General features: G+C 65.0%; 11 protein-coding genes. 5 read left to right on the forward strand and 6 right to left on the reverse strand.

The window, feature by feature from the left end; translation table 11 throughout:
* Positions 1–80: 80 nt before the first annotated feature.
* The 3 genes from JW958_14015 to JW958_14025 all read right to left on the reverse strand — a co-directional run bounded on the left by JW958_14015 (position 81) and on the right by JW958_14025 (position 5,407).
* Positions 81–776, reverse strand: coding sequence for a Crp/Fnr family transcriptional regulator (locus JW958_14015; protein ID MBN1827371.1), 696 nt, complete (start codon positions 774–776; stop codon positions 81–83).
* Positions 777–942: 166 nt separating this feature from the next.
* On the reverse strand, positions 943–1,419 hold the full coding sequence (locus tag JW958_14020; protein ID MBN1827372.1) for a hypothetical protein: 477 nt from the start codon (positions 1,417–1,419) through the stop codon (positions 943–945).
* Positions 1,420–1,603: 184 nt separating this feature from the next.
* Positions 1,604–5,407, reverse strand: a complete 3,804-nt coding sequence (locus tag JW958_14025; GenBank protein ID MBN1827373.1) for a PAS domain S-box protein — start codon at positions 5,405–5,407, stop codon at positions 1,604–1,606.
* Between the two features lie 312 nt (positions 5,408–5,719).
* On the opposite strand from JW958_14025, the gene JW958_14030 reads away from it, so the two are divergent.
* From JW958_14030 to JW958_14040, 3 genes are all read left to right on the forward strand, one after another.
* Positions 5,720–6,379, forward strand: a complete 660-nt coding sequence (locus JW958_14030; protein ID MBN1827374.1) for a YceH family protein — start codon at positions 5,720–5,722, stop codon at positions 6,377–6,379.
* Between the two features lie 229 nt (positions 6,380–6,608).
* A complete protein-coding gene (pepF, locus tag JW958_14035; protein MBN1827375.1) occupies positions 6,609–8,501 on the forward strand; it encodes an oligoendopeptidase F in 1,893 nt (630 codons plus the stop codon).
* A 297-nt stretch (positions 8,502–8,798) separates the two neighbouring features.
* Positions 8,799–9,299: a hypothetical protein gene (locus JW958_14040; protein ID MBN1827376.1), complete on the forward strand. Its 501-nt coding sequence runs from the start codon at positions 8,799–8,801 to the stop codon at positions 9,297–9,299.
* A 172-nt stretch (positions 9,300–9,471) separates the two neighbouring features.
* Here the strand turns inward: JW958_14040 and JW958_14045 are convergent, their stop codons facing one another.
* Entirely contained in the window at positions 9,472–10,356 is an 885-nt protein-coding gene (locus JW958_14045) for a DUF4249 family protein (GenBank protein MBN1827377.1), read from the reverse strand.
* A gap of 14 nt (positions 10,357–10,370) precedes the next feature.
* A complete protein-coding gene (locus JW958_14050) occupies positions 10,371–12,593 on the reverse strand; it encodes a TonB-dependent receptor (protein ID MBN1827378.1) in 2,223 nt (740 codons plus the stop codon).
* 432 nt (positions 12,594–13,025) lie between these two features.
* Between JW958_14050 and JW958_14055 the strand changes: the two genes are divergently transcribed.
* Positions 13,026–14,462 carry a VWA domain-containing protein gene (locus tag JW958_14055; protein MBN1827379.1) on the forward strand — a complete coding sequence of 479 codons (1,437 nt, stop codon included), beginning with the start codon at positions 13,026–13,028 and terminating at the stop codon, positions 14,460–14,462.
* Positions 14,463–14,647: 185 nt separating this feature from the next.
* Positions 14,648–15,631 (forward strand): choice-of-anchor A family protein, encoded by a 984-nt coding sequence (locus JW958_14060; GenBank protein ID MBN1827380.1) that lies wholly within the window; start codon positions 14,648–14,650, stop codon positions 15,629–15,631.
* 2 nt (positions 15,632–15,633) lie between these two features.
* Here JW958_14060 and JW958_14065 read toward each other — a convergent pair whose 3' ends face one another.
* Positions 15,634–16,287 (reverse strand): tetratricopeptide repeat protein, encoded by a 654-nt coding sequence (locus JW958_14065; protein MBN1827381.1) that lies wholly within the window; start codon positions 16,285–16,287, stop codon positions 15,634–15,636.
* Between the last annotated feature and the right edge of the window lie 269 nt (positions 16,288–16,556).

The raw sequence follows: 16,556 nt of genomic DNA on the forward strand, positions 1-16,556 counted from the left end.
TCGGTTCAAAGTCCGGCGTTCTCCGTCTCTTACACAGTAGCATGGGCGGGCCCGCGCGCGTGCCCTTCTCCCGGCCGCCGTCAACCATCCGCCAGATTCCGGAGCGCATCGAGGTCGAGCACCCGGAACCGCCGGCCCTCCACTTCGAGGAGACCCGCCCGAGTGAAGTCCTGCAACGTGCGGGAGAGGGTTTCCGGCGCGGTGCCGATCATGCCCGCCAAATCCGCTCGGGGGACCGGAACGGTGAACTGCGGCGGACCCGCCCCCTCGGGCCGGGAGTCGAGGAACCAGAGAATGAGTCGTGCGGCGCGGCGCGGGACCGGCTCCAGGGTTCGGATCAGCAGCTCCTCCTCGGAGACGCGGAGCTCCCGGGCCAGCTCCTCCAGAATGCGGAGGGCGAGGTCGGGGAATCCCCGGATCAAGCCGATGAACCGTTGCGCCGCGATGGAACAGACCAGGGAAGGCTCCACCGCTTCCGCCGTCGCCGCGTAAGGCTCGCCGGCGAGCAGGGGGCGGTAGCCGATGATCGCACCCGGACCGAGAAGGCGGAGCATCACCTCCTCTCCGTGAAGGCCGCTCTTGGAGATCTTGATCCGCCCCTCGCGCAGGAAGAAAACTTCCCGCGGCTCGTTCCCCTCGTTAAAGAGGATCTCTCCGGCGTGATAGAGATGGGAGACCTTGATTCGGTCGAGGTTCTTCCTCTCCTTCGCCGGGAGGGCGCCGAAGACGCCCAGGGCGAAGGCGGGGCATTCCGCGCAGCGGGGCTCACTCTTCATCTTCGTCCCACAGGCGATCCCACGGAAGCCTGCGAGCCAATCGGCCGCCGGCCGCCGGATGGGGCTCTCAAGGGCCTTTAAAATATACTCGGAACTCAGGATAGCATCGAACGAGGAGAGTGGTCGACAACATCCGGATATGGAGGAGGACTGGGGCGGCGAGAAATCAGACGGAATCTCTCTTGCCGGCTTCGGTCTTGTCGGAGCGGTCTTCCTCGTACGGGCGGCTATTGTCGAGCCAGGCGATCGCCTCTTCCTCGTCGGAGAAGGACTTCCACGGATATCCCGCGTTCCGCGCGACGGTCCGCAGAAAATCATAGGTTTGATCTCCTGGCGAGGCGAGGAGCGCCATTCGGGAGTCCCAGCGATAACCGAGGGGAGCCAGCTTGGAATAGGCGATTTCGTATGCCGCCCAGGAACCCATCGCGCAGGGGACCCCTCGGACGTCGAAGAGGAACGACTTAACATTGTTCTTGTCGGCGGTCGCGGATGCGGCGCGCAGGAACTCGAGGGCGAGATCCTCGGAGACGCTCGTGTAAACTCTTACGCGGACAAAAGTTTCACCTTCGGAGATGGAGAGCGCGTATTTCATCGGATCTGCTCCCTTGCTGTCGTTCCATGCCCGTGCAGTCTGCGATTTCATTTGAATCCTCCAAGGTATGTAGAGAAGCACAGGCCGTGCCATGGGGCGGTCTTGGAGAGAAAGTGGGTTAACTTCTTCTAATCAAGAGGATAGAGCGAGGAAGCGAGTCGGTCCGTCGCCAGATTTGTTTTGTGGGCTACGATATTTTGGATTGCACCCATTATTTTGGAGGAGAATTCCCCTTTCACTCCTTCTCCGGCCTTCGGATTCCCAACTTTTTCATCCGCGCCTCCAGCGTGGTCGGCTTGAGTCCGAGAGAATCGGCGGCGCCCCCTTTCCCGCGCACACGCCAGTTGGAGAGCTCCAACGCCTCGATGATGTGCTCCTTCTCACGATCGGCGAGGGTGAACGCACCCATCTCTTTCGTCCTCGGCTGCTCCGGTATATCGACGTGCAAGGTCTTCCCCCGCGCCAGGATGACCGCACGCTCGATTATGTTGCGCAGCTCGCGGATGTTCCCCGGCCATGAGTGGTTCCGAAGGGTGTCGAGGTTCTTCCGGGAGATGCTCTCGATTCGCTTTCCCATTTTCTCCCCGAATTCCCCCACGAAAGCCCACACGAGCGTCTCGATGTCCTCGCGCCTTTCGCGAAGGGGAGGGACGACGATGGGGAACACGTTCAGCCGGTAGAAAAGATCTTCCCGGAAGGAGCCGCTCTTCACGTTCTTTTCCAGGTCATGGTGGGTAGCGGCGATGACGCGCACGTCCACTCGGATCGTTTTGTCGCTGCCGACCTTCTCGAAGCGTCCCTCCTGCAGCACCCGCAGGAGTTTCGCCTGGGTCTCGGCCGGGAGGTCGCCCACCTCGTCCAGGAAGAGGGTGCTCCCGTCGGCGACCTCGAGGCGACCCACACGACCCGCGACCGCTCCGGTGAACGCCCCTTTCTCGTGGCCGAACAGCTCGCTCTCCACGAGCGAGTCGGGGATGGCCGCGCAGTTGACGATGACCATCGGGCGGTCGCGCCGGGGGCTCATGCTGTGGATCGCGCGGGCAAGCAGCTCTTTCCCCGTCCCCGTCTCGCCCAGAATCAGCACGGTGGAATCGGTCGGGGCGACCTGTTCCGCCTGGACGAGGACGGACCGGATGCCCTCGCTTTGGCCGATGATTTCGCCTTGGAGGTGCGCCTGCTTGATCTCCTCGCGCAGGATGATGTTTTCCGCCTCCACCATTTCCTTCAAACTGCGGATCTCCTCGAGGGCGTTCCGGATCGTCTCTTCGGCCCGCTTTCTCTCGGTAATATCGCGGACCAGACCGAGAAAGCCGACCGCTTCGCCCGACGCGTTCCGTACCGGCGTCCCCACGACCTCGGCGGGGAAGACCTCGCCGCTCTTCCTCTTGTGGTCGATTTCATACGGTTCGTACATTTTTCCGGCGTCGACGTTATAGCGCTTGTCCCCCTGTTTCCCGAAATCCCCTTTTTCCGAATAGAGGATCTCGGTCTTTTGACCGATCACTTCCTCCGGTCGGAAGCCGAAGATGTGTTCGAAGGCGGGATTCACTCGGCGGATGCGCCGCTCGATGTCGGCGTAAACGAGCGCTTCGGGGATCGCACGCAGGATCTCCTCCAGTTCCGCCCGGCGGTCTTCGATCTCCCTCTCCGCCCGCTTTCGTTCGGAGATATCCCGATGGACGGCGAAGAGGCGTTTCTTGCCGCCGTATTCGATGACTTGGGCGTTGACCTCGGTGGGGATCGGCGTGCCGTCCCTGTGCCGGAAAACCGTTTCGAAGAAGACGCGGCCCTTCTCCTCGAGCTCCACGAGCTGTTCGGGGGTGAAGGGGGCGTTCTCCTCCGCATCCAGTCCCACGAGGGCCATGTCGCGCAGTTCCCGTCTCGCGTAGCCGTAGCGCCGGACCGCTTCGTCGTTCGGGGCGAGGACGGCGCCGGTTTCGAGATCGCGGATGATCATGGCGTCCGCCGCGTTCTCGAAGACCGTTCGGAAGCGCCTCTCGCTCTCCGAAAGCGCCCTCTCCGCGGCGAGACGCTCCGTGATGTCCACCACCGTCCCCATGAGGGCGGCGCCCCCTTCGTACTCGATCGGGGTGCCGGAGATGTCCAGATCGATGATCGATCCGTCTTTGCGGACCCCCTTGAGGATGACGTTCCCTCTTTCCGCCTTGCCGCCCATTCTCAGGCGGATTTCCCGCGCCGCGAAATCGAGGTCGTCCGGGTGGATCACATCCGCCACTCCCAACCCGGCGGTCATCTCCTCCGGCCGATAGCCGAAAGAGGCGGCCAGGCTGGGATTCACATAAACGAGCTTTCCCTCCCGGACAACATAAACGCCGACCGTCGAGCGTTTCGTGATGGTGCGGAACTTCTCCTCGCTCCTCCGGAGAGCGTCCTCGGCGGCTTTCTTCTCCGTGATGTCCTGGAACACGCCGCGCATCTTCACGCAGCGGCCCTCGTGGAACACCGGTTCGCCGAACACGCGGCACCAAATCGGTTTCCCCTTCGCGGTGTGAACGAGCAGTTCCAAGTCGACGGGGACGCCGTCCCGCACCGCCCTCTCGTACGCCTCGGCGAGAATCTTTCGCTGTTCCCGGGGGTAGTATTTCAGATGCTCGTCCGGCCCGGGCGGGCGCTCGGCGGGATCGATCTCGATGATGTCGTAGAGCGATCGCGTCCAGACCGCCTCGCGGGTGACGAGATCGTGTTCCCAGCCGCCGATCTTGGCGATGCGGCCGGTGTCGTCCAGTAGTTTCTCGCTCCGGCGGATCGCCTCCTCGTTCTTTTTTCTCTCGACGATGCTTTGTACAAAGATAAAGAGAATCGTCTCGTCCGTGAACTCGGCGTTGAAGGAATGCACCTCCATCGGGAAGAGAGAACCGTCCTTCCGGCGCCCCGTCATTTCGATCGTGAAGGGTTTCGGCGCGCCGCCCCGGGCGATCAGCTCGGTGATGAAGGCGCGGCCGGCTTCATCGCTCAGGTCGGCCGCGTGGACTCCGTTCCATTCCCCGGGATCGTATCCGAAGAGAGCCGAGGCCGCGGGGTTGGCCGCTTCGATCCGCCCGTCCGGATGCTCGATGAGGATGGCGAGGGTGGATTCCTCGAAGAGCGTGCGAAACCGCTTTTCACTCTCCCGGAGCGCCCTCTCCGCTTCCAGCTTTTCGGTGATGTCCTCACCGGAACCGAGGGTGCCGATGATCGATCCGGCGGCGTCTCGCAGGAGCGTGTTTCGCCAGGCGATGATCCGTTCTTCCCCGTCCAGGCGGATGATCGGGTTTTCGTATCGCAGAACCGGTTCCAGGTTCCCCGACATAATCTGTTCATAAACGGTCTTCACCTCTTCCCGGCGGTCGGGCGGCAGGAATCGATCGAACCAATTCTCCCCCAGGATCTTCTCCTTGGAGCCTCCCAGGATCTCGCACCCCTTCCGGTTGATGAGCGTGACCCTCTGTTCCTTGTCGAGGGCGATCAACATCACGTCGGCGAGTTCCAGATAGGTTTCCGCGCGCTCCTTTTCCCGCAGCATCGCGTCATGCTCACGTTTCCTTTGCGTGATTTCCGTCGCCAGGACGACGACCGCCTCGACCCGCCGGTTCTCGTCGAAAACCGGATAGAGGCGGTTGGAGAGGATGATCTTCCCCCGGGCGTCGTCGAAAAAGACCGGTTCTCCGGTCCGAACGACATGGTCGATCCATTGTTTGCGTGACGCGGCGATCTGGTGGGAAAAAAAGTCGTCCACCAGACGGCCGGCCAGCTCCTCCGGGGTCGATCCCAGGCGGCGGGCTCCCGCTTCATTGATGTGGAGAATGCGGCGGTCCGGCGTCAGGATGGAGATGGTGTCGAGGGGGGCGTTCAGCATGACGTGGAAGAGGGACTTCGCGCCGGAGAGGCGCGTGTCCGGTCCGTGCTCCGCGCCGCCGCCGCGCGGGCGTCCCGGATCCTCGCACGCCGCGCGAGCCGCCTGTTCCGCGTCCTTCAGACGTTTTCGAAGGGAATCGATCTCGGCGAGCAGTTCTTCCCGATTCGCTTCCGCCGCGGCCATGGCGTCCACCTCCTACGGCATGGCGTCGACATTCGTTCGCGGAGAGGCACTCATCTCCCGCGCGCGTCGTCCGGATCAACGATTTGTTCACGAAGCTGGCCCGTCCCCGGCCATCCTACACCTTGGGAAGGGCGTTTCGAATCGAAATCCGCGCAGGTCCATCGCGCGCCTCCTCGGTGCCGTAAGCGGGAGGGGCCATCCCCCTCCCCTTGCGGGATCCGCCGGTCCTCGCCTATACTCCGCGATTCCGGAGGGCGCGAACGAAGGCGCGCCGGCGCGGAGGAGAAGTCGAAGAACGACGCGGGGTAAAAGATGGACGAACGAGAAGAGAAGCTGAGCGAGAGAGAGCTGCGGGTCGTCGGGTGCCTGATCGAAAAGGAGAGGACCACGCCGGAGTACTATCCGCTCACCGTGAACGCGCTGGTGAACGCGTGCAATCAAAAGTCGAACCGGGATCCCGTGGTCGCCTACGGACGGGACGCGGTCCGGGAGGCGTTGGACGCGCTTCGCTGGAGCGGCTGGGTGACCGAGGTGGACGAAGCGGGGAGCCGGGCGACGAAGTACAAGCACCGTTTCATCGAGAAGACCGGGCTGGACGCGGCGCGCACGGCGATTCTCGCCGAGCTGATGTTGCGCGGTCCGCAGACCGCCGGCGAGGTCCACGGGCGGGCGAAGAGGATGTTCCCCTTCACCGGCCTGGAGGAGGTCCGCCTGGCGCTCGAAGAGATGGCCGCCGGCGAGGAGCCCCGCGTGGTTCTTCTCCCCCGTCAGCCCGGACGGAAGGAGCGCCGCTATCGCCACCTCCTCTCCGGCCCGCCGTCGCCGGAGGAGCTGGAATCGGCGGAGGAGGCGCCTCGCGCCGCCGCCGCGCCCCCCGCTCCCGGCCGCGCCTCGGAGGAGCTGGAGTCTCTTCGCGGTCGAGTGGAAGCTCTGGAGAAGGCTTTCGACGAGTTCCGCCGCCAGTTCGAATAAACGGCCGGGAGCCCGCCGGGGCGCCGGATTCCCGGCGTTTCCTCCCGCGCCTTTTCCCCGCGCGTCCCGCGCCGCACCGGCGCGGTTGCGGCGCGCCTTGCCCTTCCTTACAATACAAGAACACGAATGAGACCGCGGGGGCGATCCCACCCGTCCCCGCCTTCGCACGGCGGTCCCACGCTCCCGGCGGGGCGCCGCCGCGCCTACCCGCACCGCGAGGAGAGAAACGATGATCCGCCTCCGTAGCAGCATCGCCGCATGTTTGCTCCTTCTGCTCGCCGCCGGCCCGCTTGCCGCCGCCGGCGACGAAGGAATCGTCTACTACGAGTCCCGTAGCGAGATCCCTCTGAAGTACCAATGGAGCATCACCGACATCTTCCCGTCGGTGGAGGCGTTCAATGACGCCTTCGGCGAACTGGAGGCGAGAGTCCCGGGGATGGAAACGTACAAGGGACGGCTCGGCGAGTCGCCGGAGACGCTCGCCGCGGGATTGGGATACGCCTTCGACCTGATCGAGCGTCTGATGGAGCTTCAGGTGTACAGCGGCCAGTACCGGGACATGGACACGGACAACGCCGAGGCGAACGAACTGAACCGCCGTTTCGACGTGCTCGCCGCCCGGGTGATGCAGGCGGTTTCCTTCCTGGAGGCGGAGATCGCGATGATCCCCTCGGGCGACCTCGATCGCTTCCGCGCCGATGCGCGCGTGAAGACGTACGATCACTACATCGACAACATCGCCCGCAAGAAGGCGCACTACCGCTCCGCCGAAGTGGAGGAGGTGCTCGCCTCGGCCAGCCTTCTCGCAGGCGCCCCCTACGACGCCTACGCGGGATTGGTCTACACGGATATCGAGTGGCCGGTCGTGACCGACGAGAACGGCGAGGAGATGACCGTCTCGCCCGCCCTCTACTATAGCTTCGTCTCCAAGCAGGACCGCCGGGTCCGCCGGGACGCGGCGCTCGCACTTTTCGGCGCCTACTCCTCCTTCGCCAACACCTTCGCGTCCACATTCAACGGCCAGGTGCAGCGCAACCTCTTTTACGCGCGCAACCGCGGCTTCGAACGCGCCATCGACCAGCGCATGTTCGAGGACAACATCCCCTACGAAGTGATCGAGACGCTGGTCGGGACCGTGCACGACAACTACCCGGCGATTCACCGCTACGCCGCACTCCGGAAGGAGATTCTCGGCGTCGACGAGTTCCACGTGTACGATTTATACGTGAGCCTCGTGCCGGACGCGGAGAGGACCATCGGTTTCGACGAGGCCTACGACATGGCCCTCGATTTCTGGAAAAAGACCTATGGCGACGAGTATTACCGCGTGGCGAAGAAGGCGCGGGACGAGCGCTGGATCGACGTCTACGCCGCCAAGGGGAAGCGCGGCGGCGCCTACTCCTGGGGGAGCTACAACTCCCATCCGTACCTTCTCCTGAACTGGGGCGGCACGCTCGAGGACGTGTTCACCCTGGTCCACGAGATGGGGCATTCGATCCACACCTATCTCACCAACGAGAACCAGCCCTTCCACGATTCGGAGTACTCCAGCTTCGTCGCCGAGGTGGCGGCCGTGGCGAGCGAGGCGCTTTTCCTCGACTACATGTTGGAGAAGACCGACGACGACGCGGAGCGCCTCTACCTTCTCAACATGTACATGGGGAATATCACAGGCACGTTCCTCCGGCAGATCTTCTTCCACGAGTTCGAGGAGAGGGCCCACGCGATGGCCGAGCGGGGGGAGGCGCTCACCGAGGAATCTCTGGGGAACCTGTACGCCGACCTCTGGAAGGACTATTACGGCCCCGGGTTGGTGCTGGACGACGAGTTCCGCGCCGGCTGGGCTCGGATTCCGCATTTCTACCGCACCTTTTACGTGTGGAACTACGCCACCAGCTTCGCCGCCGGAGAGGCGATCGCGGGGCGCGTGCGCGCCGGCGACCGGGGCGCCGTGGACGACTACATCGCCATGCTGAAGCTGGGCGGAAGCGTCTACCCGATGGACGCGCTGCGGCGGGGCGGTGTGGAGATGACCGACCCGAAGGTGATCCAGACCGTGATGATCCGCTATGAGGAGACACTGGACAAGATGACCGAGCTTCTCCGCAAGCGGAAGGGTTAGCGGTCGGGTTTGAAACGAAGCGCACGACGAGAGGCCCGGGCGCCATGCCCGGGCCTCGTTTCGTTCCCGATCGAAAGGGGGGCCGTGGAGACGCTCCTTCCGGCGGGACGGTTGATTTTCCGGCGATTCGGCCGATAGGTGGACCGGGGGCGCGAAAGCGCCGGTTCGTTCCCACGCTCGGAACGACCCCCGACCGGCGGATCGCCGCCGGCTCCCCCCTCGGTGAACGTGGTAGGCGGATTCTCCCGCGCCGGCGGTCCGGCGGCGGGAGGGGATTCTCGCGGAGGAGGTCCGAAAATGCGGGGATGGATCGTTTTCCCCCTCTTGATCGCGACGGTTTGGACCCTCACGGGCTGTTCCACCCATACGGCCCGGATCGATTACGAGGGGATCGAGGAATTTCAGCTGCAAACCGCCCCCATCTACGGCGCGAAAGAGCTGGGGGAGGTGAAGGGGAAACACCGCGGGCCGATCTGGGACGGCGGCGACTACGCGGCGCACACGGCGGTCTGGAAGATGATCCGCAAGGCGCGCGAGCTGAACGCCAACGCCATCGGCGACATCTACTGGCGGGACGGCAAGAGCCCGGAGCCGCGCTGCAAGAAACGCTGGCTCTACACGCTGATCTTTCCGCCGGTGCTTCTGACCCCCTTCTTCATGGACGCGGAGGTGCACGGTATCGCCTATCAGGTGGAGATGGAGGAGGCGGGCCTCTACCGTCTTCCCGAAGATCCTGCGGAGGAATCGGTTCTGGCGAAGAGGATCGTGGAGGAGACGCGCCGGTCCGGCCGGGGGTAGGCGGTCCGTAGCGTCATCCGATCGACGAAAATTTCGAGGGCCCGGACCGATCGTCCGGGCCCTTTACGCGTCCGCTTCGGATGGAAAGGCGGGGGCCCGAGCGAAATCCGGCCGCCGGAGGAGTGAGTTCGCCGATTCGGACCGGACCGAAAGCCGCGGGCCCCGCGCTTTTCTATTTCACCACCTTCACCGTCCAGCCGGCGCGGCAGGCGGAGCCGAAGACGCCGATCCCGCCGTCGATCCCGCCGCTCCTCTCCGGGTGCTCCCGGTAGAGGTAGTTGTAATAGTTGTCGTCGATGGAATAGATGTTCACGTCGTAACGGCCGTAGAAGACCATCATGTCGCCGTACCAGCCGATTTCGTAGAGATCGCCGTTCTTCCCTTCCAGGTCCTCGATCCGAAAGAAGGGGGCGATGTGGCGCGGCTCGCCGGCGTCGCCGCCGTACTCGTCGTAGTCGTTTGGGTAGTCGTCGGTCCCGAAGGCTTCGACATACTCCGCGTCTTCCCAGTGCTCGAGGCAGTACACATCCACCAGGAAGATCTGCCGCGGATCGCCGCAGGTGAAGGTGATCGGGTATTTGTCCCCCACCTCGTCGTGCTTCATCTCATCGGGGAAAACGAGCGGTCCGTCCACCACCTCGAAGGGGGCGGGGGTGACGGTGGCCGCCGTGATCGTCGCCCGGCCGGGGATCTCGACCCGCAATTGATACCGGGTGAGGGGTTTCACGATCACGCCCGGCGCGTTGTAGCGCCCCGGCGAGACCTGCCAAAGCGTGTCCGCCTCCGCCGCGCCCTCTTCGAGAAGGAGGACCGTCGCGTCCGGAACGGCCGCTTCCCCGTCGTCGTAAACATCGAGCAAGTCCTGATTCCGGCCGACGTAGACCGCGTTGCTGTCCGCCACCGCCTCGTTCACGTAGAGGTAGGCGAAGACCACGATCTCCTCCGCCGTGTCCGGCTCGGCCAGATCGTCGCCGCCGCACCCCGCGGCGAGCAGGAAGGGGAGCGCCGCCGCGATCCCTCCCCGCCGGAGAATCTTTCCGAGGTATTTCGCGTTCATGGTTCCCACCTCCCTCAGAAGGAAACCCGGACGCCGACCATGGGGAGCAGCGGCAGCATGCTCACGTCCTCGATCTTCACCGGGTTCTCGCTGGTGTCGTAAATCCGGAAGAACACGTTGTCGTGGTTCAGCACGTTGATGACTTGAATGTTCGGCTCGATGATCATCCCGCGCCACTTCGTCGTCCGGTAGAGGCCGACGTCGAGGCGCTGATAGTCGGGAAGCCGGTAGGCGTTCATCTCGCCGTCCAAGGTGACGTCGTACTCGCGGCCGTTGATGTCCCGCACGGTGTAGCGCCCGGCGGGGAGGGTGGCCGGTTGGCCGCTTCCGTACTTGAAGGCGACGCCGAGACGCCACTTCTCGCCCAGGGGGCGCTCCTGCATCAGCACGAAGTTGTGGCGCCGGTCGTAGTCCGTGTAGAACTCCTTGCCGTAGTTGTAGCCGTCGATCTCCCGCTTGGTCCATCCGAGGGAGTAACCGAGCCATCCCTCGAAGCCGGCGTACCTGTTCCGGAGATAGAAGTCGCAGCCGTAGGCTTCCCCGTCGCCGCTGTCGAAGAGATCGCCCATCTTGGCGTCGCTCTCGACGAGCGAATTGCCGTACTCCTCGCTGAACTGCACCATGTTCCGGTACGGCTTGTAGTAGCCCTCCACCGAGAGGTCGAAGGTGGAATAGGGTCCCAGCTCGAAACCGAGGATGTAGTGGTCCGCGTTTCCGGGATCGAGGGTTTCGTCCACCGGGAACCACATGTCGGCGAATCCGGCGCCGTCCTCGGAGACGAGGTTGAGGTATTGGTGATAGCGGCCGTAGGTGGCGTGCACCGCCAGCGCCTCGGTGAGGCGCCGCCGCACCGAAAGGCGCGGACCGGCGTTGAAGTAGCCGCCGTCGTTGTAGTAGTCGAGCCGGAGCCCCGCCTCCACGTCGACCAGCGGGCTCACCCGCCAGGTGTCCTGCACGTAAAGCGCCGAATAGTAGCCGTCGTAGTGGACGTTCAGATCCTCGTTCTCGTAGCCCCGCCGGAAGCGGAAGTCGAGCGCCTTCACTTCGCCGCCGAACTCGACCACGTGATTCGCCGAAGGGGTCCATGCGGCGTTCCCCTTGACGCAGACGTCGTCGATCTCGTTCTTCATCTCGAACTCGAGGTCCCGGAAGGCCATCGCCGCGGTGGAGCGGAAGCGGCTGTAGCCGATCATCAGGTTCGTGTAGAGCCGGCTCCCGAAGAGGTGTGTCCAGCGGAGGCTCGCCGCGGTGTTTCCCCACTCCATGAGCATGTCGAGCCCGGTCCGGTCCCAGTCGAGTTGGTCCAGCCCGTTGTAAAGGCTGAGCGAGGCGCGGTCGTTCTCGTCGATGTCCCAGTTCAGCTTGCCGTGGAGGTCGTAGAACTTGTAAGGGAGGTCGATGTCCATCGCTTTCGCGAGCTGCTCGATGTAGGTGTGGCGCGCCGAAACCATCCAGGAGCCCTTCGCCCACGGCCCCTCCACGGTCGCCGCCGAGGCGATGACGCTCGTCCGGATCGTCCCCTCCACTTCCTTCCGGTTGCCGTCCCGGTTGTGCACGTCCAGGAGCGACGAGAGCCGGCCGCCGTAGCGCGCCGGGAAGCCCGCCTTCTGCAGGTCCACCGTGCGGACCGCGTCGGTGTTGAATGTGCTGAAGAAGCCGAAGAGGTGGCTCGGGTTGTAGACGTCCGCGTCGTCCAGGAGGATCAGGTTCTGGTCCGGGCTGCCGCCGCGCACGTAAAGGCCGGCGGAGAAATCGGAGAGGGAGGCGACGCCGGGGAGCATCTGCACCGATCGGAGGAGGTCCGTCTCGATGATCGCCGGGATCCGGTTCAGCTCCTTCGTGGAGAGGGAGAGGCGCCGGTGGCGGACGCCGAGCACTTCCTCCTCGGCGGTCACTTCGATCGCCTCCACCTCGTTTTCCCGCGGCGGGAGTTCCACGGTGAGGAGGATCTCGTCCTCCTCGGCGAGTTTCATCTCCCGCGTGACCGGCTCGTAGCCGACGTGCTGGAAGACGAGGACGTAGGTCCCCGCCGGGATGCCGGCGAGTGCGTAGTGTCCTTTCGTGTCGGCGATGCGCGCGTGCATCGTGCCGCGGAGAAAGACCTCCGCGTAGGCGAGCGGCTCGCCGTCGTCGGCCCCGTGTATGAAGCCGCTCACGGTGGCGGCCCGCCCCGCGTGAGGGGCGAGCAGGAGGAGCGCCGCCGCGATCAGCCGGTTCCGTTTTCCTTTCCCTGTCATCGGGGGGTCCATCCTCCGTTCCGTCTTCCGTGCGTCGTCGATGCCGGAAGATCCGTCCTTCGGCCCGTCCATTTCTCGCCGGTGGGGGCGGCGGCCATCGTCGTCACCTTCACACGACAGCAGGGATCGTGCCATACGAACGGCTCCGCCGCGAGTCCCTTAGGGCTTGAATAGACGCGGGGAACGGCGATCTCGCCGCCGCCGCGCGGCCGGCTGTCGTGATTCGGCGACACGCACCCCGGGAGGAATCGCCACAGGTGGGGCGCCGCCGCACCGTATGCGCGTTCCGCTTTTTTTTAGTCGAGAGCCGGTGATATTGGTAATGTGCGGGCGAAGGACATTCTTCCGGATCGATCGGGGGCGTCGCTTGGAGCGATCCCCGGGTCCGTGCCGGAAGGGTGGGAGTCCTATCCACGATGAGGAGGTGGTTCCATGCGCGCTTTCCGGCCCGGATTTCTTGCCGTTTTGGTCTTCTTCCTCGTTGCGGCATCCGTCGCAGCGGAGGAGTTCCCCGAGGTCTTCTTCATTCTCGACGCGTCCGGAAGCATGTGGGGAGAAGCGGGTGAGGGGACCAAGATCGAGGCGGCGCGGGAGGTGCTCGGCCGGCTCGTGCCGGAGCTGCCCGCCGAGGTCCGGGTCGGGTTCGCCGCCTACGGACACCGGGAGAAGAAGGACTGCGGCGACGTGGAGATCCTCATGCCTCCGGGGAGCGACGACCGGACGGGGCTGGTCACGGCCGTTCAAGCGATCCACCCTCTCGGGATGACCCCGATCGCCGGTTCGCTGCGGATCGTTGCGTCGTCGATCGAAGGGCGCGCCGCGGAGACCACCATCGTTCTCGTGAGCGACGGGAAGGAGACGTGCGACGCCGACCCCTGCGCCGTGGCGGCGGATCTGAAGAAGGCGGGGGCGCGCTTCGTTCTGCACGTGGTCGGTTTCGACGTGACCGATGAGGAGAAAGGACAACTCCTCTGCATCGCCGAGGCGGGGGGCGGGCGCTACTTCGCCGCCGGCGACGCGGAGGAGCTTCTCGCCGCGCTCCGGGAGGTGGGGGAGGAAGTCGCCGGCAAGGTGGAGGAGGTGAAGAGCACCCGCGTGAAAGCGTCCACCGGCCTCGGCAAGCTGCGCCTCCTTCTTCCCGAGGCTTCGGCGATTTCCCTGGGCGGGATCCGGATCTTGAAATCCGCCGACGGCGCGAAGGTGAAGGAGGCGGAGGTGGGCCCCGAGAGTCTCCACCCGCTCCTCGCCGGCGACTACCGTCTCGTTCTCCTCTTCGGCAACCCGAACTACAAGCCGCCGACGGAGGTCGAGATCGATCCCTTCACCGTCGCCGGCGGTGGGACGACGGAGGTCGTTCTCGGTTCGATCGGTTTCCGCGTCGACGAGGAACTGCCGGACCTGAACCTGGACGGCATCCTCCTCCGGAGGAGCGGCGAGGAGGATCTCCTCCTCGACCTCAACGTGGACGGCAACGACTACTACCTCTGGAAGGCGAAGCCGATCCCGGCGGGGCGTTACGATGTGCTTCTCCGGTATTACCGGTCCCCCGAACCGATGGTCCTCTTCGAGGGGGTGGAGGTCCGGGCGGGGGAGGAGACTCCTCTCGTCGTGAACACCGGCTTCGTGCTGACCCCCCCCGCCTCGGGCGGAGTGACCGGATGGGATCTGGTCCCCGCCGGGGGATCGGAACCGATCATTCAGGTGCGCCGCGGCTGGGACAACCAGGAACCTCTCTGGCGGCGTTTCGTCGTCCCTCCCGGAACGTACGACCTGATGCTCCATCTGGACGGGATGGAGGAGCCCCTTCCGGCGGGCCAAGGGATCCGTATCGAAGCGGGTGAGACGATGGAGTTCGATTCCGGGCTCTGATCCGTTGAAGGGGGAGATTCCTCTACACCGGCGTCGTCCCGGGCGCCGCCCGCGGGACCGGGCGCTCCGATCTCCCCGCCGGAGCGCCCCCCGCCTTCTTCCACGAAGCCCTCAAGATCCGCGGCGCTCCTGCCGATCCATGGGACAGACGCGATAAACCATCCCTGTCTTGGAGGATCTTCGCGATGTTCCGTGGTTTTTCGATCGCCCTCGTTCTCACGGCCGTCCTTCTGCCCGGCGCCGCCGCGGCCGGGTCCGGCGTCGACCCCTTTCTCTTCTTCAATGTTTTCAGCCTGGGCGACATCGGGAGCGCCGCCTCTCCTTATCACAGCGACTATCAGGGGATCGGCGGCTGCGCCGGCTCCGCGTGGTTCAGCGGGATGTCCCTGAACGACGTCGGGCCCGTTCCCGGCGACTTCGCTTTCTTCGCGGGGGAAACATTTACGTTTACGGGAGCGGTGAACAACGGCGGCGTCGAGGCGGGGGGAGACGTTTTCCTCACGGGAGTGAGCGTGCAGGGGGACGTGGTTTCCGGCGGGGACGTGACCGGCTCGGGAGGAAGCGTGAACGGCGATCTGACCGCGGCGGGAACGGCGACGCTCACCGCCCTCACCGTTTCGGGAGCTGTTTCCGAAGGGATCCCCTTCACGCCCACGGTCGACCCGGACGCCGTCTCCTCTTTCCTGCTCGCCCGCTCGACCTACTACGGAGCGCTGCCGGCGACCGGCTCCCCCTTCGTCGGCGGCCAGGTGGCTTTCAACGGCGCAGCCGGAACGAACGTGTTCGACGTGGACGCCTCGGCGATCGACGCCGCATGGGGGGTCGCCGTCGTCGCGCCCGCCGAGGCCACGGTCATCGTGAACGTCCGCGGCACCGCCGGTGCGATCACCAACATGGACTGGCAGGTGAGCGGCGGCATTCCGCTCGACCACCTGCTGATTCACTTCCCCGAGGCGGACTCTCTCCGCATCACCGGCGTCGCGGTGCGCGGCAACATCCTCGCGCCTCACGCCATCTGCGATTTCCCCTCCGGGCTCGTGACCGGCGGGCTTTGGGTCGGCGAACTCCGGGGAGGCGGCCAGGTGAACCACGGCTTCTTCACCGAACCGCAGCCGCCCACGTCGGTGCGGAGCGCCTCCTGGGGATCGGTGAAACGGATGTTCCGTTGATCCTAAAGGGCGCCGAGCCGCCTCAGCATTTCCCGGCCGTTCTCGTTTTCGGGATTCCTCGCGATCGATTCCCGGTAGTGCCGAACCGCCGCTTCCCGGTCGCCGCGGGTCATGTACGCCTCGGCGAGGCTATCGTGTGCGTTCCACGATTCGGGAAATTTCTCCACGTTGATCCGGAGGACGGCGATCGCCTCCTCCGCGCGCCCCTCCCCGAGAAGGCGGTAGCCCAGAACGTTCAGCGCGTATTCGGAGAAGATGTACCGGTTTCCCGGATTTCGGCGGATTTCGTCGAGCATCCCTTTCGAATCCTCGATGGATGAACCGTCGAGGGCCGCCGCGATCGCGTTCGCCCCGTCCTCGTGGTGCGCCCGCCAGAAAGCGGGGAACATGCGCCCCTCGTGGTCTTCCGCGACCCAGTCCCGGCCGTTTTCCCGGTACGGTTCCCAATCCTTGACGTAAGAGAAAGAGCTGTCGATGGAGAGACGGCCGAGCGCCGTCTCATAGTCCCATCCCTCCGCCGCCGTCCTCTCGATCGCACTCCAAAGATCCCGGATGTAACGCCGCCTCTGCTCGATCTCCGTGCGGGGCGTGGGACCGTCCCAGCCGCCGCACAGCACCCACGGGTGATCCACGTCACCGTCCAGCAGGTCCTCCATCACCGACGTCCAACGGGGGACGTCCGGAGCGATGCCCGACCCGGGGATGGGGGCGAGGTGCAAGGCGTTGAAGGGGAGAAACGAAACGGGCTTTGTTCCGCGACGCTATTCTCCGGCGCCGAGACCGGAGAGAGTCGCGAGTCTCGTTGCGGGACGGATCGTGCATTCTTGTTCTCCTGGTTGCGGGATCGAGACTCTCCACGGGGGCGCTCATCGATCCTCTCTCCGTTGCGCGAATCCGCCGCGGGCGCCGCCGGATCTCCTTCCCT

The organism is Candidatus Eisenbacteria bacterium, from assembly GCA_016930695.1.
Taxonomy (GTDB): Bacteria; Orphanbacterota; Orphanbacteria; order Orphanbacterales; family Orphanbacteraceae; genus JAFGGD01.